The sequence below is a fragment of the Paenibacillus eucommiae genome (assembly GCF_017874215.1).
Lineage (GTDB): Bacteria > Bacillota > Bacilli > Paenibacillales > NBRC-103111 > Paenibacillus_AI > Paenibacillus_AI eucommiae.
On record NZ_JAGGLB010000007.1, the window covers coordinates 131,574 to 156,009 of the forward strand.

The following is a 24,436-nucleotide window of genomic DNA, read 5'->3' on the forward strand; positions in this document are numbered from 1 at the left end:
AAGGGTTTTCTCCTCGACTCTACCCTTACTATTCGGTTGTCAGCTACAAGTCCTACTTTATCAGCCTTTTGTTATCGCAGCATCAAATACAGATGAAGAAATTGTAAACCAAAGCGTGTATCGCTGCCTGCCTTAGGGGGTCCAAAGGTGCCTGCTGCCCATCGAAACCGCACTTGCGCCTGCCTGCAGAGCCGTTTCAATTTCCGTATGATCCTGAATTAATCCACCTGCAATAATCGGCAGGGACAGCGTATCGCTCAGCTTCGTAATGACCCTTGGAATAAGTCCAGGCATAATCTCTACGGCATCCGGACTACTCTGCTCTATATTCTGAATGCCATGATCCAAAGCTGAAGTATCGATGAGAAAAATTCGCTGAATAGCGATCAGTCCGCTCTTCTTGGCCTGCTTCACAAAATGGCTTTTCGTCGAGATAATGCCCGTTGGCTTTACCCGCTCAGCAATAAATTTGATGACAATGGGATCGCCACCCAGCCCGTTAATAAAATCCACATGCAGAAAAACCTTCTTCCCGGCACGCAGCACTTGGCTGACATATTCCTCCACAGTGAACAAATCGCCAATCAGCAAAAAGACTACTGGCCATTCGCTGCTGCAGGCAGCTTGCAAATCCCCAGCCTTGCGCACTGCCGGTATGATGCGCTTAGGTCCCCAATAATCGTGTAAATTAGGCTTCATCCCCAGTCCTTTCATTTCCATCCCTTCTCTCATCATTGTCTGACTTATGGTTCTCCATCCAACTTAACAGATGAATGTTTGGGGAATGTTAACAGAAAAATATATGTAAATATATGGAATACATTTTTTTATTTCTTATTTGTTTCTTTGAATAGAAGACTATTTATGTATGAAATAATTAACCTCATCAATTGTAATCAAAATGAAATCTAATCTTCAGCTTAGATTAAGGTACAAAGCCCATAATAAAACTCGACCCCCTTTTAATATATAAATATTAGACCCACAGCCCGTAGCTGTGGGTCTCTTTCTGTCCTTTTACTCTAGTTCTTATTCATCGTCGTCGCCTTTGGCAAATGTAACGTCGAAGATCGTCAGACCTCCAGGTGGTATCTTGGCCATGAAGCCGTATGCAATAACGGGTTGATGCTTATGCTCAAGCTTCGGTATAATGCTGTGCCCCTGGTCATCCATAAGTCTCGCAGGAAGGGACGGAAATTTGCTTAGACTGACCACATATTTGAATGGCTTCTTGGCTTTAATTATAGGCTTCCTGTATTGCAAACGATTGTCGTTACCGATCAGCAGTCTGATCCTGCCATCTTTCATCTGCATGGGGAGCAGCGGATTTTCAATGGATGCGGACAAATCGCAATCGTAGGCAGCACGAATCAGCTTGCCACAAGCTTTAACGAAACCGGTGGACGCCTTGCGGTAAACCAGATTGTCCAGAAACCACGACGGATCTTCCGCATAACGGGGATCACCTTGCACATCCGCACTGCCGTCGTCTTCACCCAGGGTTGCAGTGATGTCCTGATAATCGATATAAGGCATATCATAGGCCATTATGCACATCTTAAAGTCTGCTGCCAAGTCCTCAAAGTAGATATCAGGTTTCCTTGTATCAGGCATTTGAAACCCGCGTTCAACAAGGCTTGTGCAGATCACGGCGCCACGGTTGTAGGAAGCTAATTGCTTCAACTCATCCTCAGGGAGGAGGTCGACATTCGGAATAAAAATGGGTCCAGACACATAATTTAAATCCTCTATCCGGGCAAAATCACCAACCTGTCCTCCGCATTTGGCCAATTCATAGACCGTTTTGTGCATAGACCAACGCCTGGTAGCTATATAATCCGGCAAAAGCTTGTAAAGCGCGCTATCCGACCATATCAAGGTAGGCGTTAACACCTTCTCGGGAATTTCCCCAAAGCCGATATCCCAGCGTTCTTTTAACCAGCTCCATTCCTCCTTGGTCAAGCCATCGCCTAGACAAACCAGGAAGCCATCCGTAGAGCGCTTCAAGCCGCTTGGGGTCTGTAAGTAATAGTTCGTCAGCGCATATATTTCCCGCTCCACATTGCTGGGGAAGTGAGTCATCGTGCTCCATTCCTCCGTTGAATCTTTAACACCGTTCAAGCAAAGCAGCTTGCCCTCTGGTGCAAACGCCCGCATAAAGGAGGGCATGGTCATATAGTTATACATACGGTAGGTGCCCTCTTCCGAATCACCCATATGAACACTGGTTGGAACCGTTTCAGCAGCAAAGTAATCTACGCCTGCAGCATACAGTTTCTTGTAGTCAATGCCAAAGCGGTATAACGCCTCGAAGGGTTCGCTGCACCAGGCATTATTTACAATGACCTTTTTTCCGTCCGCATGCAGACCGTCACAGATTTTCTGCCAAAATGATACCCAACGCCATGATAAAAATTCCAGCCATTCCAGCTTGTACCGGTTCCAGATATAGGTGCCGCGCTTGCGAATGCCCTCCCTGTCCTCGTCACTTACAGCTGCACATATTTCATCAGGGAGCTTAATTCCGCTGTAGGTCATAAACTGGTCAACCATGTCATCTGAGAAATCGCCACCTTTAGCATCAGCAGCAGGAGGACAGAAGCAATCGGACACATGCAGGCCGGAAAAACCATAATCTTTTAATGCTGCTCTTGCTTTTGCAAGAAAAAAGTCCTCGTAGTAGGTGCCGTCCTTAAATCGTTTCAGTACATTGAGGTGCCCGGTATAATCTGGCATAACCCCCAAAAGCTCCTTGTGATCATTAAGCCATTCCCGATGTCCAGGGTTATAATGAACAGAGCCTTGGGAGTCATCATTCGCAAAAACACCCATAATGCCCATGTAAGTCTCAGTTCCGCGACTGTTCAAGCCACCGACAAGCTCCCGCAGTTCATAGCTGGTCCATTCCTGAATCTCTCGTATTTCGTTACGGATATTACTATAGTAATTGCAGTTATCAGGCGGGAGTACTCTTTCTGCATCCATCCCGTTATGATCGTGTACAATGTCGGGGCAAAACAAAAATAGAGAAATACCATCCGGGGTGAACCCCAGCTTTGAATAATACTCGTCTACGCCTCTATCCTTATGCTCCTTGTCAAAGCCAATAAGGGGGGTCCAGATAAACATTTCATGATCAGAAGACATTCCGTTCATATCATATTCCTCCTCATGTTCGTGCCCTTCCGGGCAAATTGCTATCGTCAGAGTAAGCCTTTCCAATACGTTTGTCAACGAATATATAGGATATATAAACAAGAGCTGCATTCATGCATTAAACGCAGCAGGGCAAACGAAAGAGCCTGCCTGTTAGCAGACTCCCCTAGCCTAAATGATCCTAAATGGCCGCCAATATGAACATGGCCAGCTCGTCATAGCGCACTCCATAGCGATTTCCCGCCTGCAGGCGCTGAATCCTTTTTTCCGGCTCTAATTCAGTTCCCTTGTCGTCCTTCACGGCCGGTATGGTATCAAATTCATCGTCCCACTCGTCATAGCACAGAACTCCATACTCCAATCCATCCAAGCCATGCTTCTCAAAAATCCCCTTGACCGTCTGTGCGCCAACGCCAAAATGCCACCTAGCCTTATCGCCTTTTTTGTTCACGGATTCCAGGAACTTAAACTTCCCTATATGCTTCTTAATTTCCAATGCAGCAGCCTGTTCCCGGTCGGAGAGCGGTTCAATAGGAGTCTTCACCCGCTCATCCGAAGTGCTAACCGAACCGCTTGTGGCATATACGTTATCGAATCTCGCCGCTGGTCCACCGATATTCTGAGTCCCGTCAATCTGCGGGTTCAGGTTTCCGTAAAAGAATACACCGTTCTGATTGTGTACTCCGCCAAGCAAAATTTGTCCGGCACTCGCCACGGCCCCGCGACCAATAGCAATCCCGTCGTCCCCCGTCGTCGCTGTGAAGGCGCCTAAACAAATGGAGCCTGTCGAGTCTGCGTCCTGGTTCCGGCTCTCACCCAATCCAGCTTCATAACCGACAAAAACATTAAGCTCTCCGTAATTCATCAAAAATCCAGCTTTGGCACCCACACCGACATTTTTTCCCGCCAATGATTTATAGAGGGATTCATGCCCCATGGCTGTTGAAAATTCATCGCCTCCAAAAAACAAGGACTTCTCGCCAAAAGCGCAATTGTAATTAAAGGATTTGTTATTGGATAAGCTTCCATCGCCGCCTCTGAGGGCGTTAGCTCCAACCGCTGTGTTTTGCCAGCCAAGGACACCATGGTACATGCTCTGAACGCCAACTGCCGTGTTCAATTCCCCCGTCTTGTTATACCTCATTGCATCGCAGCCATACGCGGTGTTACCGCTTCCGGTCTCGTTGTCCCCCATCGTATATGTACCGAAAGCGCTGTTGCTCCCCCCGCTTTTGTTGGAATACATAGCCATGGCGCCTATAGCACAATTGTAGCTGCCCGAAACATTCAATTCCAGCGTTTTCGCCCCGACTCCCACATTAGCAAAGCCTCTGATATTAGAGGAAAGGACATCCACACCAAATCCGATGTTTTCAGTGCCTATCGTCTTCCCCGTGCCAAGCACATTTTTACCAAAGCCTAAGCTCCTTGTTCCTCCTTCCCTGAAGAGCGGCTGTCCGCGCAGATCCAACCCGTTAATATCCAAGCGTTTGAGAGCTTGATCCGTAAGTAGAGTCCACTTGTCTCCGACCACATGCCCCGAGGTAGACCCCCACTGCACGTAGAGTCCGGAAGAGCCAAGCGCCTGGGGAGTTGTTTGGATATGAATGGGCTCCGTTACAAAAGTATCATCAGGCAAGATGTAAGATATATCCTCAATCCACGTTACGCCGTTGTCTGTCGACCATCTCCAGTTGTTGCCTGAAGAAGTTCCCACCTCAATGATAAAAGTGATGTCAAAGCCGCCAGCATAATTCCCTGTAATCAATACATCATTATTTCCTGTCCCGGAAAATGATTGGGCATATACACCAGTATAGTTCGTTAGACTGCCATTACCAATAAATTGGGACTTAAGCTTATGTCCTGACATGGAATACTTGTAGGTTTTGGTCAGCAGCACCAAGCCGCCGTTGGCCACATTGTCCGCAGCAATAATCGCCTGCGTGTCATCCGTCGTTCCGTCCCCTTTAGCCCCAAACCAGTTGATTTGAATAATCCCATCGTAGATCCTCTTAAACCGCGCGCCAGAGACGGAGACCAGGATCGTTCCTGTATTATCGGCGGCAGTGGTATCTGTGGCATCATAATGGAACATTCCCTCCTGGCCTGGGTCGGTAATATAATAGAGCGCGTTAATATCCGGGCTATTCAGTGCCCGCAGCAGGGTGATCGTTGTCGATACAATTACATTCATCTTCAACAAATCTTTAATTTTTATCCTGCTGTCCGGAGCATCGGCAAAAGCCCGTGTAATCGTCCCGTTCGTAAGTCCCATTGAGGCAAATGTGGCTCCGGCTATCCCTAACGAGGCCAGCAGCTTCCTTCTGCTGATGATGCCGCCATCCTGTTTCCTGTTTGCCTGTTTCGCATTTTCATGTTTCGTACTTTCCCGTTCCATCATTTCCTGATCTTCACTTTTTGTTATTTCAAGTCCCTTCTCTTCCTTCATGCTTCATTCCTCCTCTTATTTGATTTTCATTCATTCATTAATAAATCCTAAAGTTTGCAGCAGCCGTTTCACTACGACAGCCGCTTCTGCACGGGTTGCCGTGTGACCAGGCACAAAATGACTATCCGTAACCCCTGTCATGATTCCAGCTTGAATCACTTGTGCTGCTGGAACTCTCGCCCAAGCGCTAATCTCGGCTTTATCCTCGAAAGAAGCCAGCAGCGAATGCTGTTTGCCCACAACATCACCGGATTTTCCTGCGAATGATAAAGCTCCTGCAGCGATAACGGCCATTTGCTCTCGGGTGATCGTTGCATGAGGCCGGAAAGTGCTGTCCTCAAACCCGCTTATCAGTTGTGCCTGCAGCGCTGCGCCAACCGCACCCGCGAACCAATCGGATGGAGCGATATCGCTGAATGGCATAAGGTCTCCATCGTCTTCCTGAAGCCCAAGCGCACGAATGATGAGGCTTATGAATTCGCTCCGCGTAACGGTATGCTCAGGTGCAAAACTTGTTTCAGTCATGCCGTTCACGATGAGCTTCGATGCAAGCAGATCCACATCCGATTTCGCCCAGTGCTCACGTACATCGGCGAACGACTTCCGTGATTGAACTACAGCATACAGGCTATTTCCCGGACGTAATATGCTGACAGTTGTTTCGCCGCCTGCAGTTGCTGTAAAAATGGACGGCACAAATGCCATACTGCCCGTATGGAGATCAAGCGTAATGGCCGTCGCTTGCGACGAATCAATCGCACCGGAGATCCGAATACTTCTTGTTACGTAAGTATGACCGAAGTCGGAAATGCTTTGGCTGCTGTCCTTCGCCTCTACGGTCAGAGTAAAATCGATAGCTTCACCCATTAAGCTCGCACCAGCTGCTTTCACTTGTTCTGCTAGTTGCCCGGCTGCATCGCCTATTATGGTTTCCATGGTCACGTACACCGTAGCATGTTCCAGCTCCTCGCCAAGTTGTCCCAGAATAGCAATAAGAGCAGGCAAATTTATCGGCAGATCATAAGCAGCGTTCCGTGTCTTAATGGAAAGAACGGCATTCGGGGTTACAGCCGCCGCAGCTTTGAGCACTTTGGCCGGAATGCCTATCTTGTTGATCGCATCCGTGCCCGTTAAGGTAAACATGACCGTCTGTGATCCCATCATTTTCCCTTTCAGCTTTCCGAACGCTTTCGTTAGTGATTCGGCATGCAGCTGCGCCGTCAGCATCGTTTTCCCGCCTGCTGTCTTTGTACTCGTTACTGTCGCAGCCTTGCCGCCCATTGTCACACCATTCGGCCCCTCCGTTACATCGTCGGAATCTGGCTGTGTCACGATCTGATCGACTCCTCCAGGAGAATACGGTGGCGGAGATTCGGGATTACCGGCATTGGCCCGATAAATCGTGATCGTATACGTCTTGCTCGCTAGTCCTCCCGCTTCCTGAACGACAATCGGCAGTACATTCGCCCCAATCTGCAGGCTCACAGGGAACGTCATGCTGTTTCCGTAAACCTGTCCCGATACAGATAGAGTCGCATTCGGATCGTAAGTGGATGCTGTAACGGTTACATTTGAGATCGCATGCTCTACGTGAACCGTGTATCCAGTCCTATTCGGAGCAAACCCCGGGCTAAGCTGCCCCTCGCTAACGGCCAAGGCGCTCAAATCCGCATTCGTGACTCCACTCTCATTCTCTACCTCGATAATAGTCGTATCATCGCTATTGAAATTCGCCACATAAATCTTGTTAAGACTCGGAAGCACAGCCAAGGCAATCGGGTTCGTTCCTGCCGCAATCGTCGATGTCGTATGATCCGCCCCGTCAATCTCCGTCACATCGTTGCTTTCATAACTCGCTACGTAGATCTTGTTCGTAGCCGAATTGATTGCAAGCGCACCCGGAGCTGTTCCCGTGGATACGGTCGAGGTACTATAATCCGAACCGTCAATTACCGTCACATTATTGCTGCTGTCGTTTGCGACATAGATTTTCCCGGTTGTCTCATTGACCTCCACCGCATTCGGGGTTATGCCTGAAGATACTGTAGTGGTAGCACCCGTTGCTCCATCAATGACAGTGACGTTGTTGCTGAAGAAATTCGCAATGTACACACTGCCTGTTAGCTGATCAACGCCAAGCGCATTTGGACCTGCCCCTGTAGGAACATCCATTGTCGTGTTGCTCACACCGTCAACGACCGTCACATTATCGCTATCCACGTTAGCGATATAGATCTTGTTCGTCACTGGATTCACAGCCACCGCAAATGGGCTTTCGCCTGCCGGGATCGTTGTAGTTACGTTCGTAGCTCCGTCGATAACCGTGACATCATTGCTGCCTATGTTCGCGATGTAGATTTTGTTCGTTACTGGATTGACTGCAACAGCAAACGGTTGTTTTCCTGTAGACACCGTTGCGGTACTGTTCGTCGCTCCATCGATCACCGTGACATCATCGCTATCCACATTAGCTACATAGATTTTATTTGTCACTGGATTAACCGCTAAAGCATAAGGGGTTGTTCCTACGGCCACCGTTGCCACGATAGCCGCACTACTGCTGCCATAGGTATCCTCAATCACTGTGACGCTGTCACTATCTGCATTAGCCACATAAATCCTTTCCGTCACCGGGTTAGCTGCTATGGCATGAGGTCCTCTCTCCACAACAATGTTGGAAGAAGATGCTGCTGCTCCCACCCGTAAATCCACCATCAATCCGCCCGCAAGCAAAGTGAGGACTAAGCCCATGCACACAACACGCAGACGCAGCAGGGATTTTGTTCGAACAATCATTGATTATTTCTCCTCTCCACATCTTGTTAGCGTTTTCATTTTCTTTATAAAAATTAGGATCATTCCTCACCTCCATATCGATTCAAACTGGCCCGCCCCTTGCAGCATTGTCATTCATCCTTGGGTTGGCTCCTATTGAAAGGAGGACTGATAACGTTTCTCCGCCTCTCAATTAGGAGCTTTCTCATGCATGAACAAGATAGATTGCATCAATATCAATAAATAGGAATTATCAAATTGGATTTACCAATTTTTCAACTAGGGATCATCTTTTCAATTAGCGATTATCATTTATCATGCGGCGGCTGCCCGCTTTTTTCACATTGCCCGCAGCTCCTCGTACACGGTGCGGTGGTGCTGCATGATGGCCACTGTCCCCATGCGGCATCCTGCACAATCAGATCTGCCTGGGATGTGTTCTCCAGCGATAAATGAAAGCGCACGATAAGCTTGTCTCCAACGGCCACGTCAGGACTAGGCCTTTCAACAGCTGCGGTTTGACCGATAGCAATCATATCCCCCTCGGCATCGAATATAGCCTGCTCACGCACCGTGAAACCGCCTGCTTCAGGCGGGATTACCGCTTTAAAAATCAGGACGTTCGGTGATTTAAGCTTGCGAATTGGCGGTGATGCTGATCCACGCCAAACTTCGTTCGCCAATGCTGTCATAATTGGTGTCAATGCCGGGAACCCGCCTCCACCGTCACCTACTGCCAAATGAGTAATTGTGATCTGCTCCAGAGGTGTAGCGCTGGCCAGCTTGGCAAGTCCGATGTTCGTTATAAGTGCCACTGTCGGCATAGATGGTATGTATGGCATGGATGGCATGAGATCACTCTCCGCTTTCTGGGAATAAAAATTGTTGGTTTCTTCTGAAGTTTTACTTTAAAGTTTTACTCCGAATACCCGATCAAACCGATATACGCCAAATTCGGCTGGGCGATGTCCATTCTGCCATATTGGATAATCACCTCTACATCGCTGCGGAACCTTAACGCATATTGCTGCTGACGCTCCAGACAAATCCCGCCGATCTCTTCAGGGTGATCCATCCGGATGCATTTCACTCTTCGGGCACAGACCACTAAGGCAATATCCAAGTCCGGCTCCCGATCCTCGTAGTAAATGTCCATGAAGAGGCTTGCATCCTCATCCTGGCAATTCATAATCATAATAGCTTCATGGCCTTCAAAATCGTTTAGATCGACCTTCCCCTTATAAGGTAAATAGCCATCCACGATGTACCAGTTTTTGGCTCCTTGTTTATTCATGAGGAATCTCCAATCTTCTCTCCATAATCAGGTTGCGGCAATCAGGCCTTGAATGTACCCGACTGCATGCGCCCGCGAGCGGTGTCCCCAAGGCGTGTCTCCAACAATTTCCGGAACATGATCGTCCAATATAAATCCATCAAACCCTGTGCTTCTCAGCAGGCGAATCATTTCTGCCGGGCTATAGTTTCCTTCTCCCAGAAAACACTCATCGAAATGGGGAACGGTTCCCTGCACATCTCTGAAATGAACATAATAAATTTTTCCCAGAGGTCCAAAAAAAGAAATCAATTCCTTCACATTCTCTGCTCCGCCCTGCATGGACGAACAGCTGCCGAAACAAAGATCCAGTCCCCAAGCGTCACTATCCGCAAGATTCATCGCTCTTTTAAAGCTATCCGTGTTCTTGAATATCCGGGCGACACCGCCAAGCATGTCAACAGGCGGATCATCCGGATGCAGTGCCAGCTTCACGCCTGCTTCTTCAGCAACGGGGATGACAGCTTTGATAAAATACTCGTAATTTTGCCACATCCGCTCTTCGGTGATGATCTCTTCCGGTCCCGCTTCAATGATCCTTTTTACTCCTGCATTTATTTCAGCTACAGAGTTACCGGCTGCGGAACGGGGAGCTTCCGGAGCTACCTGAGAGAGATCGAACGAGGAGACTTGGGCTCCTCCCCTTCCAGCCGTGGCGAAAGAAGTGCGCCAGACCCCACTCGGCATAAAATGGTAGCCCAGAATAGGGATACCTGCCCGCCCCATATTGCGAATCGTGGTCTGGTAATGCTCGATTTGTTCATCCCGGCCATCGATACCCAGCATCGCTTTATTATAAAAAGAAAGCGGCACATTCTCCAAAGCTTCCAGCTTCATGCCTTTCCGTTCAACCGTCTGCTTCAGCTCCAGCAAATCTTCATACTCCCATTGCCGATCCCCGGGAAGACGAGGGGTGTTCATCTGCACCCCTGTCACGCCCAACTGGCGGCCGAACGTCAATGTGGCATCGTCCAGCTCATTAAATTGCCCAATGGCCAAGCGCATTTGTGTTCCTCCCAATTACAATCACCACGGTTCAACACCGAGCAGCTTGCGGCCCAATGGCGTTAATTGAACAGGCTGGCTATGATCGTTTTTCTCCCAATAGCGGGGGTCAACTTGATTGCCGGGTCTTCCCTGATGAGTTCGTACACATTCGATATACATCTCGGTATCTGCTTCCGACTGCTTATGCTCCGGAAACATGAGCACATATTGGGCAAATCTCGGCTTATCGGCTAAATTCACTCCATTTCCATGAGGCAGTAAAACGTCCCATATCAGCAAATCACCAGCTTCCCCCGGGATGGGTTCGACTTCATAGCCGGTCAAATCCGGATGCCACGGATCGCGATCGGCAGGCTGTTCCTTCAAGTACTGCTCCAGATTGCGGTAAATGCTCGGCACACACTGAAAGCCGCCTTGATTTGCAGCTGTATCCGCCAAGTAGACGACTCCCTGCAAAGGACGCGGCTGCTTAAGCGGGAAGGCAAGATTGGACGTATCTTCATCCCAGTGAATGAAATTGGCGCTCAAGCCTGGATGATCGTCGCGTTTGGGCGGCTTCATGCTGACCCGATCCATGCTGACCCGTAGCTTCTTATCACCAATAATTTCGGAGAAAGCTTCATACACATTCGGATGCTGGCGAATATCCCACATCGCCTGATGATTATATAGAGGAAGCATACCGGCTGCCTGACCCTCCCAGAACGTATCCATCCCCTCAGCCGGCGTGTACCAGCCTTCCCGATCTTCAGGACTTTTGCCCATAAAATTCCACATCACTTGAACTAACTTATCACAATCTGCTTTGGGTACCGCATTTTTAATAAGCACATACCCGTTCGTGTGAAAAAAATCTTTCATTTCTTTGGTTATGATTGACATAAACCTTCACCCTTTCGGCAGAACTGAAATCGTTCCATGTAATTTCCAATTTTGACTTAATGTTCTGACTAAGCCTGACATCGATTCGTACCCGTCTTCGGTCACCAGCAGGCTTTCCTCGATCCGGTTCGAGCCGTGCGGATGACCGAATAGGCTAACATCCATATTCACAGTCATTCCAGCTTTGAACAGGGTCGTGGTAGCAGCGTCAGGATAAGGGGACTCGGCTTCCGCCAATCCGCATCCGTGCAGTGGCGGGTACAGATCAAAGGGGGTAACGTCCTTCTCTGCAAAATACGTTTTCACTGCGCTTACCAGCTCACCTTGCCCGATTCCTGCTCTCAGCTTCGACAGCGCCGCTTCTTCCGCCTCAACTAGCAGTGAGATAAAGGCTTGCTGCTCATCGCTCATTTGGCCAGCTACGAAGGGGAACCCCACTGTGGCTATATAGCCTTCTACCTGCACGGCAAGCGCAGCCAGGATCATATCGCCGTCTCGAATCACCTTGCGCGAAGCTCTTCCGATGATCGTATCGACACGTTCTCCGCTTGTGACCAGACAGAATGGAACACATTCAGCCCCTTGTCTTGTACATTCTCCATAGGCGAGAGAAGCCAGCTCCAGTTCCGTCATGCCAGGCTTCACCTGCTCGATCATCAGCCTGTAACCTGCATCAGCGATTCTCGCTGCTTCTTGTAAGCAGGCGATCTCGCGCTCAGATTTCGTCATCCGCAATTGAAATAACAGATCGCCTGCATCGACAATTTCTACGCTCTCCAGACTATCCTCAATTTCCTTTAATAAAGCTGCGGGCATCGCATCCATGCCGGCTACGCCCATTCTGCGTATAGCGCTGCGGACTTGGAGCTCGCTATTTATTGCCTTCAGGCTCGTATAATGCGCCATAGGATATTCGATCAGATCCGGCACGGTTACACACGCAAACTCGGGAATAAGCCTGACGTCTGTCCAAGCACTCATCTCACGGCAAAACATTTCACCTTCAGGTGCCGCAATTACAATCGGTTCACCCTCTAGAGGTACTATAACGGCTCCTCTTTCGAACAAGGGCCAATAATTGCTTATATAGCGCAAATTTTCCTTCCTATATTCATCTCCATAAATCAGACATGCCTCGATGTTCCGTTCTTTCATCAAGGTTCTCAAGTTCTCCACTCTCGCAGCGAACTCCGGCTTCGCAATTTGAAACATATGCTTCCCTACCTCCTCTAATGAACAGCTTTCAGATGCTTATATCCCCTCACCTCCTCTAATAAACAACTTTGCGGATTTTCATAAAATCAGCGATATAACCGAGTTCTTCTGTAAGGTCTCCATACGCAATGATGCAATGGTGTGCGAAGCCTTCTTTGATTAGTGCAGCGAGAAATCGCTTGATCGGTACAGCAAATTGAACGACCGCCGTAATTTCCTCGCAAGGAATGTTCTCTGGTATGTGCAGTGCCTCACCCTTCACGATGAGCATCTTATACCCATCCGCATCTATAATCAGATGGCTGATCGTCACCACGCCCGGCTTAAGCGTATATTCAAAGCCGAAGCCCGCACCCTGCAAGCCCCATTGCTCCGGGGAACGATTCACCTTGACCGTGCTCCGGTCCGTGGCATACTCCGTATCCGCATACCCGTGATGGACCATCAGCAAGGCATTAAGCTCCTCATCATATTCGCCCCATTCGGCATAGGCAGGCACTTTGCCGCTGAGCCTAGTCATCAGGGTCATCATAATCAGGCCATGCACATCTCCCTCGGTATTCACGACATACTTGCCTTCCTCATGCATCAGCGTATTCGCCAGGTAAGAGGTCGTTCCCGTCTTCTGCTCCACATAATGCTGGCCCAGCAGCGTAAGTGCATCCAGCCTGAAACGTTCGAGGGTGTTCTTCAGGGCAACGTAGAACTTCGCGGATTTATGGATATCATCCTCGTTCAGGCCGACGATATGAAACCGCTCTTTGGTCTGCTCGAATACCGCTGCAATTTCTGTATCCGTCGCTTTATCGAACTGCTCAAGCAAATGATCGACCTGAATCGAGATGATATTGGGCCCCAACGTTCCTTTGATCATCGTTTTGTCATATTCGAAGTCATACATCCCTCTGAACACATGTCCAATTACGCCGATATTCGTTGTTTGAAGATTGATATACGCTTTGTAGGCCCGAATATAGCTGGACATTTCCCGATAGGCTTCATCATCCTGGATCGAGCCGACCACGACCTTTAGCTCACGAAACCAGCCCATTTTCTTGAACGTGGCTGCCAGCTGAAGGTTGGCAATCAGCGCACTGTTTCCCAAAATATTTTCGTAATTCGTTTGAAGATTGATGCGATTGCTATGCTGGGTATTAAACAGAATGACCGGAACATGGCGGAAATTTTCGAGCACTTGAATGGCCATATAATCCGGACAGTAGGTTCCGGCTGCATACACGATCAGATCGATGTGTTCATGCTGCAAGCTCTTGTTCGCCGCTTCCGCAGCATCCAGCGTATCGATGAGCCCCGGCCAGATGATGCGGTCCTGAGGGAATTGCTCGCCAAGCCGGTTATAGATGCAGGTCATATCTTCCGTAACACTAGCCTTCAATGTACCGGGAAACATGCGCCAATATTCGAAAAAGCCCAGGGTGATAAGTCCAATATTCAGCGGCTTCCCTGCCACTCTTGCTGTTAGCAAATCCCCAAATACATGGCCTTTGGCAGTCTCGAAGGATTCGATCATTTCACTCATGTTAGTTTGTTTCCTTTCTGTTTGTTTCCTTTCTGCTTTAGCAAACGGACTGCATTATGATGAATAATATTGGCCATATCAGCATCGTCAATACCGGAAAATAACACACTGCCCAGCATGTAATGCGGGTCATACCAGGGAAGATCGGTACCGAATATTACTTTCTCGGAGGAAGCCTCCTGAACCATCTTTTTAATGATTCCGTTTAAACGCCCCGTATCGCAAAGATCCAGATAAACGTTTGGCAATGTTTTGGCTATTTGAATGGCATAGTCACTTTCCCCTGGTGCAGAATGACCTAATAAAAAGGTGATCCCGGGGTATTTCTTAGCCAGCTTTTCCACCATACCCGGGGGATTGTAAGGGCTATGTCCCCATGTATGGGATAGCAGCATTAGTTTATGCTCATGGGCATACTCATATATTCTTGTATACTTATCTCCATCCAGCGGATATAAATGCCGATCAGGCAAAAACTTGAAGCCCACATAACCTTCTGTTTGCTGAAAATGGGCAAGACGCTCTTCCAAATCGTTGTCATAATGCGGGTTAAATGCAAAATATCCATAAATTTTGTCCGGATACTGCTTCATGGCCGCTTCTGTCTCTCCATTTCCCAATATAGGGTCAAATAAAGCACTATGCGCAGATGAAATGATCCATTCTATGTTTTCGCGGTCCATCGTATGAATCATTGCCTCAAGGCTAGTCTCCGGCATGTAGGTCCCATGGAAAGGTCCCATATGCGTATGAACATCGATGATGGAAATACTGGATAGTCTGCCCGTTTCGATAAATTCAGCAGCCAGCTTCGACTTATTGCTCATCCCCAGTCGACTCATATCTGCACCCCCTGCAGAATTCTTTCTATGTTCAGGTGCGCAATATTGTCCATATGCTCCTGTGTAATTCCGGAGCCCAACAACGTCGCAAGCGGTCCCCCTATGCAGTTGCTTGGAAAATCGGAGCCGAACAGTATTCTTTCAGAGCCAAACCGATTGCATATGTCCTTAATTTCTCCCGAGGTTTGCATATCGCCGCTCTCTATATACACATTCTTATAGGCTCTGAACAATGGAAACAAGAATCTGTCATGACTCCACAGCCCATAATTGTTAATAATTACGGTTAGATCAGGGTACTCCTTGAGTACATTGTAAATCATCTCCCAACCAAGACTTGGAGACAGATACAAAGGAATACCAGCCTTAGTTATTTCTTCAAGTAGTTCCCCCATGACTACCGCATTCAGGAAATATCGATTCTGTTCAGGATACGCACGCAGTAATTTAACATTGTTTTCTTTCATTCTATGAAACAGCTGCTCCGGCGCATATTCGCTTTCCGTAATTGGAGGCAGAATCGTCCATGTGGAGATCAACCTCTCCGGAGCCTTGTTCACTTCGCCTATAATAAGGTCGTTCCCATGATTGGGAAACACATCAATCATTGTGTTATGGTACACGACGGCACTATCAATTCCACAGAAATCAAGCTCTTTCAACAACTCTTCCGCATCGCGCGCTTGCTTTACCTTTTCTACAACCATCAGATGCTCGTGATTTATCACTTCATAATTGACGGTCCTATACCCTATTGCACAGTTGCAATCGATAATCTTCATGGAACACCTCTTCATAATATTTGCTACCCCGATGAAACTTTGCCATCATCCAGAAAAGCCGCCGGATTATGCGCCATCAGCGTTTGAATCTGCTCCGCTGTAATTCCCTCATCCTCCATCATCGGTATGATGTTGGTTATCATATGGTCATAGCCCCAACCGCCATAGCTGTGCAAACATGTTTTCAAGCAAACATCGATGGACAGCAATATTTGATTAAGGAATCCTTGGTTAATCAATTCCTTAATGGCCCGGACCCGCTCAATGTCTCTCGCGAATAACCCTTTGAGGATGCTGCGATGCCGCTTGTCGGAATAAAATTCCTTGCCAAAATTATCGAATTCCACATAGACGCCTTTGTGAAGCAAATCCTTGATATAATCAAGCTTAATATCCACATCTATGTGGTTGATGCATATTTTCTCAGCCGCAGCGCCATGCTCCGTCAGTATGTCCACCACTTCGTAGCCATTGGTTGCCCAGAGATCGGTATGCACATGAAGCCCAAGCCCCGTCTCCTGCTGGGCGATGGCTGCTGCAATCAGCGTCTTTCGTTCATTGGGATAAATGATTTCACTAGTCCCAATTTCACCAATAACTCCTGCTTTGATTGTCGTCCCATCGATGCCATGCCTAATTTCATGGAGCAGCTCTGCAGCAATACCTTCGATCGTTTTATCGTCCATATCCGGAGGATGGCTGGCATGAATATAGTAGCCGCATCCGGCAATGACATGGAGATCAAGTGCCCTTGCCAACCGGGCAAGCAGGACCGGATCCCTGCCGATATCACGCAAGGTCAGGTCAACGAAGGTTTTGCCGCCGGCTTTTTTAAACTGCAGAATTTCCCACTCCATGACATTCTCGTCATCGAGCACCGCATTATCGAGAACCGCGTATGGATTACGCCGCAGATGGCCTATATTAGCAAGATTTACTTGATCCTGTGCCATTGCTTTGGCCGATATGGTTTGCGGTGCAGGCACAAGATTGCGCAAATCGATAAAAGCATGTTCATGTGGTAGAATCAAGCCTAGACTGTCCGACTCCACCTTGCCTGTTACTGTCATGACTGACAATACAGCCGCCTCCTTCAAACTTCTGAAATCATCTAAATTACCCTTTCACACTACCCAAAACAATGCCTTTCGCAAAATATTTCTGCAGGAAAGGATACAGCAGCAGGACCGGCAAGGCACCAAGAAAAATTTGTGCCGCTTTAAAGGTTCTGTTGGAAGTTTCGGATAATCTTAACACTTCCTGTGCCGTCATCTGGCTGAGATCTCTTCCGATTACAACAGTTTGCAAATAACTGGACAACGGATAATTATCAGGGCTGTTCATGAGAATAAGACCGTCAAACCAGGAATTCCATTGCCCGACCACACAGAATAAGGTGAGCGTGGCCAGCGCCGGCTTCGAGAGCGGAATAAAGATTTTGAAGAGAATTGTCCAGTGCTGAGCCCCATCGACAAATGCCGACTCCTCCAGTTCCTTTGGCAGATTACGAAAGAAATTCAACAAAAGAATAATGTTAAATACGGGAACAGCACCGGGAAGCACCAATGCCCAGATCGAATCCAGCAGACCGATGGTGCGTATCGTCATATACCACGGAATCAGACCTCCGGAAAACAGGATCGTAAACACAAAAACCCATGCATATACAGTACGAAACCGGAATGCCCTTGCTTCCTTGGACAAAGGATAGGCCGCCATCACCGTTAATACCATACTGAACGTAACACCCAGCACTACCCTTTTTAAGCTGACCACCAATGAATTCAGAAATTGCGGCTTGTGAAACACAAATTCGTAAGACTGCAAGGTAAAGCCAACCGGCCAAAACGACACATCCCCAGCTTCCGCCGCCCATGCTGAACTGAAGGACACAGCCAGAATATGAATAAGCGGCGCAATACAGAGCAGGGAAAGCAGGATCAGACAAGAGTAAATGAGCAGTGTTGCGGTCCGTTCCAGCACATTCGAACGATATTTCATACGTAAGCTCCCTTGTTTTTAGAAAATACGGTAATTGGCAAAGCGGTAGGCCAACAAATAGGAAAGTGAGATCAAAATTAAAGAAATTACGGATTTGAACAATCCTACTGCCGTTGAAAGTCCATATTTCATATCTACCAATCCCATCCGGTAAATCATCGTATCGATAATATCTCCAGTCTCATATACAGCCGGATTATACAGGTTAAATACTTGGTCGAAGCCTGCATTGAGCACATTGCCTAAGCTTAATGTTGCCAGCAGCACGATAATCGGCAGCATGCCCGGAAGCGTAATATATAGAGCCTGCTTCCATCTGTTTGCGCCATCCATCATGGCCGATTCATACAGGGCAGGGTTGACTCCGGCAATAGCCGCCATATATACAATCGTGCTGAACCCGAATTCTTTCCATGAATCGGACAGAACAAGAATATAGCGAAACCAGCGATTGTCCCCTAAAAAAAAGATAGGTTCATTTCCGAACACATAACTGAGAAAGCTGTTGACAATGCCCTTCGTCGATAAAATATCAATAAGGATACCCGACAATATGACCCATGATAAAAAGTGGGGCAGGTAGATTAGCGTCTGGATTCCGGCGCGAATCAATCTCTGGCGGACTTCATTCAATAAAACAGCAACGAATATAGGTAAAGTGGCTCCCACGACCATTTTCATAGTAGCAATAATAATTGTATTCCAGACCGCCTGAAGGACGAAAGGAATTTGCGTCATATAGGTAAAGTTGCTCCAGCCAATAAATTCTGAATTAAAAAAACCTTTGGACGGATAATACTTTTGAAAAGCAATAATGATACCAAACATTGGAATATAACTGAACACTACTAATAAAACAAGCGGAAGAAACATCATCAAATGAAGAGGCCGCTCTCTTATCCATTTATTTGCCGCCATATCGATCCCCCTTCATCTTGTTGAAGGGCCGCCATCTGGCGATAACGACCCTTGCTGCTTGGATTAGAAACTCTTATTTATTCGAATTGTTCCATTCATTGACTTCATTAGTAATTTGTTCCCCGCCAAGCTTATGCCAATTTTCTACAAATTTATCAAACTCCTCAATCGGGGCTGCGTTCATCACAATTTTAGTGAAGGCTTCAAATTCCAGCTTGCTTAGCGTAGCCGATTTGTCGGCCATCGTTCTCGTGGGCGCTCCATAGAATGAATTGTTGACATAGAGCTTTTCATCCATAATCTTGCCGAACAGCTTCCATGCAGGATGATACAAGCTCCATCCATACAAACCGTTTTCGCCGTTTAAAGCCTTAATTGCATTTGCATAAATATTCTTTGCTTCCATTACTTTCACTTTTGAAGAGTCATTTGTTTCAAATGCTTCAACCATTTGTTTAAATGCAACATCGGTTGCATCGTTCGTATGAACGGGAGCAAAGGCGACATACTGAATGGAACCATCGTTCTTATCGTACATAAATCGATAGTAGTTTTCTTGAGTAGCTTGCTCACCAACCACGATATTATAATAGAAATTAAACATTTTGATCAGTGCTTCCGGATTCTTGTAACCCTTCTTGACCACATAATACTCAAGTGCGGGAGGCCTTAAAGTGATACGGGTTGGCTGAGTGTCTGCAGAAGGGACAAAAAATGGCTTCCATTCCGCCTTGGGGTCCCGAACCTTCAAGTTATGCACCAGTTGGCCAAACCAATGTGCGCCGAAGGTGATCCCTACCTGGCCGGAAGTCAGCATCTCATTCCATTTGGCCCAATCCTTCACAGCGAATTCCTGATCGATGACTCCTTCCTTGTAAAGCTGTTGCAAGGAGAGAAGCGCTTTCTTCATTTCAGGCTGCACACTCCCGTAGACCAGCTTACCCGAAGCATCCTGGGTCCATATGGTCGGATAAGCATGAAAGCCATTGTAAATGCCCAAGTCTCCAATTTGCCCGTTAACAAATGCAATACCTACCGTGTCCTTCTTCCCGTTTTGATCCGGATCGTCATTCGTGAACGCTCTGGCAATTTTAAATAAATCCTCCATCGTCTCCGGCTCCGGTAAATTCAGATTGTTCAGCCAGTCCGTACGGATCCAGAGCAGCGGCGAGCCTGCACCAGCAATGGCCGATGCCGTATTCGGAATAGCATACAGCTTGCCTCCCACAGTTGCCTGCTTCAAGGCGATGCTGTCTCCGACCGCATACTGCTTCTTGGTGTCTGGCGATGCATATTGTTCGTACACATCTGTCAAATCCTCCAGGCTATCCGATTCAATCAATTCATTGAGCTGTGCCTCATTGACTCTCATAAAATCCGGCAAGGAGCCTGAAGCGATCGACACATTCAATTTATTGTCATACTGCGAGGCATCGGCCGCCCAATCCGTTTTGATCTTGATGCCCAGATCATTCTCCATCGCCTCCATCCAGATATTGTTCTCGTTGGTCTGCCCTTCCGGCAGCTTCAGATTGGCATCAAGGCGTTTGACCGTGGACATTGTAATCGGCGGATCATATTTGCCTAACGGATCATAGGATACTTCTCCTGCCGATCCGGTGGAGGCTGGCGCGACAGGTGAAGCCGAAGGCGATTCTTCAGTCTTTTTACTGGTAGAACATGCCGACAACACGATCGACATTAACAATACTGCACACATGGACGATAAAAGCATTTTTCTTGTCATTTCCAATCCCCCTACTTTGAATTTGTTATAGACGCCGCTTCTATATTTGCAATTATACTAAGCGGGTGTATGCATCACCACTGTCCGTTTTCCACTTCTACTATCTTTTGTCCACCTTATGCAAATCCCTATATTCCTGAGGCGTAATTCCTGCAGCTTTGCGGAAAAACCTGTAGAAATAAGGCTCCGCCAAAAAACCAACCGCTGCAGATACCTCATAAATTTTCATTTGCGTTTCCTTCAACAGCGCTTGGGCCTTACTCAGCTTTGTTTGCGCGATATAATGGGACAGGTCTTCCCCCGTTATTTTCTTATACACCCTGGACAAATATTTGGAATTGTGGCCGACAGCTTCGCCAATACGAACAAGAGACACATCCCCGTCCAGGTGGTCATGAATGTATTGATGGACCTTCTGCACAACCGCATGTTCTTCAAGCTGCAGGCCCACCTGTGTTCTGGCAAAAATTGCTGAGGCAAGCCCATGGAAATACGCTGTAACAGCCTCCCATGAGGAATGAGATTCCATATGTGTCAGCTTGCTTATATCCAGCTGCGGACCGAAATCATAGATCATATGCCGGTTCATACAAGCCAGAAATATAGGAACCAGCGAATAATAGATTTCCTGCCGGATTCTCGGCTCGTCCTTATACTGCGCCACTTCCTTCATCATGTCTGCATACATACTATCGAAGGCCTCCTTCTGTCCGCCATCCAGCTGAAGCTTCAATAGTTCCAGCTTCTTCTTCAGCTTTCCCGCTTGGAAAGGACACGGCAGCGATTCCGGTAAGGTAGAGTGGCTTGTGAGTAACAGCTCCGTGCCCATACCGAGCCCCTGTGACAGCATTTTATTGTACTTCTCGTACAGTTGGCCGGCCTCTGTCCAAGAAACTGGATTGCTTTCAATAACAAAGGATATAGGCACTTCCAATAATTCCTTGCATGTTTGTTGGATCGATTCAAGATTTCCTTGAATGAAGCTTGCGCTTTGGACCCACCTTTCGTCATTGCCTTCATCCATGAAGCCAGCTTCGCTGCCAGATTCCTCCGAAGGTTTCGGCTGTATGAACCACAGCATCCTGGAAACCTCCATCTCTACCGAAAGCATATGAACGGAGTCCTGCAAATACTCGCTGGCCACATTTTGAATCGCATAAGCCAGCAGCCCGCGATCATAAACACTGTAGTTCGGTTTATAAGTATCGATCCTGGCCAAGACCATCAGCACCTTCTGGTTGGCATGAAGGGGAATCATCAGTTCGTTGAATTGTTCGGACAGGCGGCTTATGGACACATAGTCTCCCAAAACCAGATTGCGCAGCAGCTCCTTCTGCAGGGCCGGGACGGCCAGCCGCAGCTGCCTGTCCGCCTGCAGCATCAGTTGATCCTTCCGGACTTCTTCCCGTGTATATTCGATGGCCAGCTCTACGGCCCTGACTATCGCTTCGTCGCCTTCCGTCTTGAGCACATAATCCACACCTTTGTGACGCAGCGCTTCCTGTACATACTCAAAATCATTATACCCGGTCAAAAAAATGATTTTGCAGCGGGGCCACTGGCTGAGCACCTTCTTTTGCAGCTGCAGGCCGTCCATCTCCGGCATTCCGATATCCGTAATGACAATATCAAACCTCATATGCAGCAATAGCTGCATAGCCTCCTCGCCTGAATAAGCTCCGTACACTTCCAGAGGCCACTTCTCCTGCTGCGAGAAAAAATCAACCAGCCCATTCACAATAATGGGCTCATCATCCACAATCAACAGACGGTACATGTTTATGCTCATGCTCTTTTTCCTCCCTATGCGGAATTTGGATCGTAATCTTCAAGCCATTCCATTCGCTTCGATCAAAGCTAAGGCCCGCCCCGGCAGCAAAATATAACTGCAGCCGCCGATGCACATTGACAAGCCCCGTCGTTTCCTGGTTCATTGCCCCTTCATCCAGCGAGCTTACCAAACGCTGCAGCGTTTGCTCCTCCAAATATTCGCCGTTGTCTTCAATATGTATCCTCAAACAGCCATCATCTGCAGCGGCCGCAGTGACCCGCAGGATACCTTTTCGCAGCTTTTTTTCCAAAGCATACTTATAGGCATTTTCCAGCAAAGGCTGAATGATCATCCTTGGCACCCGGACGGTCTGAAACGAATCGGGCAGCTCGGGCCAGATGACCTCAATCCGGTCGGAGAAACGGATCTTCTGAATTTCCGTATAGATGATCGCATGATTCCATTCGTCCAATAAGCATATTTCACTCGAGCCCGTCCTTGTCAGAAACAGAAAATACTTTCCGAGATAATCCGTAAACCGCGTCACATCCGTCAATCCATAAGAAGCAGCCATCCGATGCAGGACGAACATCGTATTGTACAAAAAGTGCGGGTTGATCTGAGACTGCAACTGCTTGAGCTCAGCCTGCTGCGTATGAATCCGCTGCTCGTACACTTCATGAATCAGCTCCCTCAGTCGGCTCACCATCATGTTGAATTGACCGTATACATACTGGAATTCATCTTGCTTACTATGACGCAGGTAAATGTTGTAATCCCCGTCTTCTACCTTTCTTAAGGCGCGTACCATGACCTGCAGCGGGCGATGGATAAGTAGATAGATGCGCTGCGAGTAGGCAAATACAAGCGCTATAGAGATTGCAAATAAAATCCAGAACAGCTGGCTGTACCTATGGAGCAGTCCGAAAACCTGGCGATCGGGGACCGCCACCAGAAGCGTCGTGTTCGAATAATTGGAGCTGCTGTAAGCTCCGAAATAGTTGTCATTATCCAGATTCAAATTACCGAACCCGCTTATTCTTGATTGCGATGAGTTGCTTAAGAAAGCCTGTATCGTATGCTGCGACTTTTGTTCAGAAGCGGAAGCATTGGAAAGCAGCCAGGAACCAGCCTTATCCATCAAATAGAACCTTCCATCTTCCTTGGCTGTAATTTTCATCAGGGAATCAATTAACAGAGAGGGAGAAAGCTCAATTTTAAAATAAAAATTCGTTCTCGCTCCTGAATTAGGGGGATCATACAAGGCCATAATCAATTGATCGTGCCAGCTTATAATCTTGGGGCTATGGTCTGTATTCACTTCGCGGATCATGGCCATTTCTTCCTCGCTCATCGGCGCTGAGTAGCTCATGATGCCAATCGTTTTTTGAATATTTGGGATGTATACCTGCACATTCTCTACAATCCGGCTCGAATCTTTGAACAACTGCAGCTTACGGGATAACCGGTTCAAGGCCGACAGCCTCTCATAATTGGTTAATGTAATCGAAACTGTGCTTAGCATTTGCAGATCTTCATCATACAAATATTCTGTTTTCAGCTTGGCTACATGATTGATTTCCGAATCGAGCAGCTCCGAATAAGAGTTGATGCGCGATTCCATAGAACCGGCAATTTCCTTATGAAGAATAATGCCGCTCGTATGGATAATCACAAACACCAGCAGATAGATGGGGATAATGATAATTAATAAAAGAAAAACGACCCGCAGAAAAATATTCGGATTTCTTAAGTATCGCAATGCTTCTCGCCTCCTGAATGCATCGGATCCGTATGCAGTTGTGAAAAATGGAATTGCAGGTGCTGCTTGAAAACATATTCCCAAGCATTTCTTGTAAGCATTTCTGTAAGCGTTATCATATATAGACTTTCATCAACCCCTGACGCTATCGGTTTGGTCCTGCATTCTCTTGTTATTTCAATTCTTTCGGCATATTTCCTCTTTTTTCCTACAAATTCTTCCTTATCGTCAGCGTAAGCTCTGCCGAATTCT

Annotated in this window: 18 protein-coding genes; all 18 read right to left on the reverse strand. The window is 47.5% G+C overall.

All coding sequences use genetic code 11. The features are described 5' to 3' along the window. Positions 1–132: 132 nt before the first annotated feature. The 18 genes from J2Z66_RS12680 to J2Z66_RS12765 all read right to left on the reverse strand — a co-directional run bounded on the left by J2Z66_RS12680 (position 133) and on the right by J2Z66_RS12765 (position 24,184). A complete protein-coding gene (locus J2Z66_RS12680) occupies positions 133–714 on the reverse strand; it encodes a glycerol-3-phosphate responsive antiterminator (protein ID WP_245375499.1) in 582 nt (193 codons plus the stop codon). 315 nt (positions 715–1,029) lie between these two features. Continuing rightward, positions 1,030–3,156, reverse strand: a complete 2,127-nt coding sequence (locus tag J2Z66_RS12685) for a hypothetical protein (protein WP_209971780.1) — start codon at positions 3,154–3,156, stop codon at positions 1,030–1,032. A 181-nt stretch (positions 3,157–3,337) separates the two neighbouring features. Next, the gene (locus J2Z66_RS12690; RefSeq protein ID WP_209971781.1) at positions 3,338–5,608 is read right to left on the reverse strand and encodes a putative phage tail protein; all 2,271 of its coding nucleotides are present in this window, start codon (positions 5,606–5,608) and stop codon (positions 3,338–3,340) included. A 30-nt stretch (positions 5,609–5,638) separates the two neighbouring features. Beyond that, on the reverse strand, positions 5,639–8,404 hold the full coding sequence (locus J2Z66_RS12695; RefSeq protein ID WP_209971782.1) for an S-layer homology domain-containing protein: 2,766 nt from the start codon (positions 8,402–8,404) through the stop codon (positions 5,639–5,641). 287 nt (positions 8,405–8,691) lie between these two features. Next, on the reverse strand, positions 8,692–9,234 hold the full coding sequence (locus J2Z66_RS12700; RefSeq protein WP_209971783.1) for a phage tail-collar fiber domain-containing protein: 543 nt from the start codon (positions 9,232–9,234) through the stop codon (positions 8,692–8,694). Between the two features lie 65 nt (positions 9,235–9,299). Then, positions 9,300–9,677 (reverse strand): sensory rhodopsin transducer, encoded by a 378-nt coding sequence (locus J2Z66_RS12705; protein ID WP_209971784.1) that lies wholly within the window; start codon positions 9,675–9,677, stop codon positions 9,300–9,302. 27 nt (positions 9,678–9,704) lie between these two features. After that, positions 9,705–10,721, reverse strand: a complete 1,017-nt coding sequence (locus J2Z66_RS12710) for a mannonate dehydratase (protein ID WP_209971785.1) — start codon at positions 10,719–10,721, stop codon at positions 9,705–9,707. 21 nt (positions 10,722–10,742) lie between these two features. Next, positions 10,743–11,606 (reverse strand): phytanoyl-CoA dioxygenase family protein, encoded by an 864-nt coding sequence (locus J2Z66_RS12715; protein ID WP_209971786.1) that lies wholly within the window; start codon positions 11,604–11,606, stop codon positions 10,743–10,745. A 6-nt stretch (positions 11,607–11,612) separates the two neighbouring features. Continuing rightward, positions 11,613–12,818 (reverse strand): M24 family metallopeptidase, encoded by a 1,206-nt coding sequence (locus tag J2Z66_RS12720; RefSeq protein ID WP_209971787.1) that lies wholly within the window; start codon positions 12,816–12,818, stop codon positions 11,613–11,615. Positions 12,819–12,876: 58 nt separating this feature from the next. Next, complete coding sequence (locus tag J2Z66_RS12725; RefSeq protein WP_209971788.1) at positions 12,877–14,361, reverse strand: hypothetical protein; 1,485 nt, start codon at positions 14,359–14,361, stop codon at positions 12,877–12,879. Next, positions 14,358–15,203 carry an amidohydrolase family protein gene (locus J2Z66_RS12730; RefSeq protein WP_209971789.1) on the reverse strand — a complete coding sequence of 282 codons (846 nt, stop codon included), beginning with the start codon at positions 15,201–15,203 and terminating at the stop codon, positions 14,358–14,360. Before J2Z66_RS12730 ends, J2Z66_RS12725 begins: the two co-directional genes overlap by 4 nt. After that, positions 15,200–15,985, reverse strand: a complete 786-nt coding sequence (locus tag J2Z66_RS12735; protein ID WP_209971790.1) for an amidohydrolase family protein — start codon at positions 15,983–15,985, stop codon at positions 15,200–15,202. Before J2Z66_RS12735 ends, J2Z66_RS12730 begins: the two co-directional genes overlap by 4 nt. A gap of 23 nt (positions 15,986–16,008) precedes the next feature. Further along, a complete protein-coding gene (locus tag J2Z66_RS12740) occupies positions 16,009–17,055 on the reverse strand; it encodes a phosphotriesterase family protein (protein ID WP_245375515.1) in 1,047 nt (348 codons plus the stop codon). Between the two features lie 46 nt (positions 17,056–17,101). Then, positions 17,102–17,986 (reverse strand): carbohydrate ABC transporter permease, encoded by an 885-nt coding sequence (locus J2Z66_RS12745; RefSeq protein ID WP_209971792.1) that lies wholly within the window; start codon positions 17,984–17,986, stop codon positions 17,102–17,104. 18 nt (positions 17,987–18,004) lie between these two features. Beyond that, positions 18,005–18,904, reverse strand: a complete 900-nt coding sequence (locus J2Z66_RS12750) for an ABC transporter permease (RefSeq protein ID WP_209971793.1) — start codon at positions 18,902–18,904, stop codon at positions 18,005–18,007. Positions 18,905–18,977: 73 nt separating this feature from the next. Continuing rightward, positions 18,978–20,651, reverse strand: a complete 1,674-nt coding sequence (locus J2Z66_RS12755) for an extracellular solute-binding protein (RefSeq protein ID WP_209971794.1) — start codon at positions 20,649–20,651, stop codon at positions 18,978–18,980. A gap of 100 nt (positions 20,652–20,751) precedes the next feature. Beyond that, complete coding sequence (locus J2Z66_RS12760) at positions 20,752–22,440, reverse strand: response regulator (RefSeq protein WP_209971795.1); 1,689 nt, start codon at positions 22,438–22,440, stop codon at positions 20,752–20,754. Continuing rightward, on the reverse strand, positions 22,403–24,184 hold the full coding sequence (locus tag J2Z66_RS12765) for a sensor histidine kinase (RefSeq protein WP_209971796.1): 1,782 nt from the start codon (positions 24,182–24,184) through the stop codon (positions 22,403–22,405). Before J2Z66_RS12765 ends, J2Z66_RS12760 begins: the two co-directional genes overlap by 38 nt. Positions 24,185–24,436 lie beyond the last annotated feature (252 nt).